Here is a 1267-nt window from a genome sequence, read left to right on the forward strand (position 1 = left end):
AGAAGCGCAGGTGGAAGACCAGCGCCCAGGTGCGCTGCCAGACATCGAGGCGCAGCGAGCGGAGCTGCTCGTCGAGCTCGCGATGAGCGTCCTCGACGATCTGGCGGGTGAGTGCCGCCAGCAGCGGGACCGCGAGCACCGTCTGCGCCACGATCATCGCACCCGGCGTGAACAGCAGGCCCAGAAAGCCCAGGGGACCGGAACGCGACAGGAGGAGATAGACGATCAGCCCGACCAGCACGGGCGGCAGGCCCATGAACGTGTTGACCACCGCCACCACCACTGTCCGCCCCGGGAAGGTGACGATCGCGAGCAGGGCGCCCAGCGGGATGGCCCCGAGCGAGCCCAGTAGCACCGCCGACACGCTCACGCGCAGCGACAGCCACGCGATGGCCATGACGTCATGGTCCAGCGCGCCGAGCATGGAGAAGGCGTCGCCGAGGCTTTGCAACATGGTCCAGCCAGATGATAGCGACATGCCTGCCACTTCAATAGGAAAGCGGTTGCATATGCGTGTGGCGCTGACGCTGGGAGGCCAGATCGAGCTGGGCGGGCGGCAGATCGGCCTCGGGCCGACCATGGCGCTGCTCGACGGAATCGCCACTGACCGGTCGGTGCGGGGTGCCGCCCTGCGGCTGGGCCTTTCCTACCGTTCGGCCTGGGGGCGGCTGGCCGATCTGGAAGCGGCACTCGGGCAGCCGGTCGCGGTGAAGACCAAGGGGCATGGCAGCATGCTCACGCCGCTGGGCGCCGCACTGCGCGATGCGCTGGCCACGGCATTCAGCCGGTCGGCGGCACTCCTGGCGGAGGAGGAGCGGGCGCTACAGCTCCGGCTGGCCGCGCTCACCGGGACGCGGCAGCCACGCGTCTTACTGGCAGTAAGCCATGATCCGCTGCTACTGGACCTGCTGGCGGAGCTGGACGGGGCCGAGGTGGCGGTGGCCGGGAGCCTGGAAGCCGCGCGCCGGCTCCTGGCCGGCAGCGTCGATGCGGCCGGCTTCCATGGCGGCGGGGTTGAGCGGCCGGACGCCGGGCCGCTGGCGCAGCTCTGCGCCGAGCCGGCGCTGGCGGTCATCCCGCTGTTCCGGCGGGAGCAGGGGCTGATCCTGGCCGCCGGCAACCCGCTGGGCATCCGTACGATCGAGGACCTAGCGCGCCCTGGGCTGCGCTTCGTCAACCGCCAGAAGGACTCGGGCACGCGGCTGTGGCTGGACCGGTTGCTGGCCCGGGCGGGCGTGTCGCCTACAGCGATCCAGGGCTACGAGGT

Annotated in this window: 2 protein-coding genes; one reads left to right on the forward strand and one right to left on the reverse strand. The window is 71.0% G+C overall.

Going from position 1 to position 1267, the window contains the following annotated elements; translation table 11 throughout:
- Positions 1 to 454: ABC transporter permease (locus tag EQG76_RS24540; protein WP_159717227.1), on the reverse strand; the 454-nt coding region annotated here is incomplete at its 3' end.
- Between the two features lie 55 nt (positions 455 to 509).
- On the opposite strand from EQG76_RS24540, the gene EQG76_RS24545 reads away from it, so the two are divergent.
- A partial coding sequence (locus tag EQG76_RS24545; protein ID WP_159717229.1) for a substrate-binding domain-containing protein occupies positions 510 to 1267 on the forward strand: 758 nt, incomplete at its 3' end.

Origin of the sequence: Geminicoccus flavidas (assembly GCF_009806515.1) — a bacterium.
GTDB classification, from domain to species: Bacteria; Pseudomonadota; Alphaproteobacteria; order Geminicoccales; family Geminicoccaceae; genus Geminicoccus; species Geminicoccus flavidus.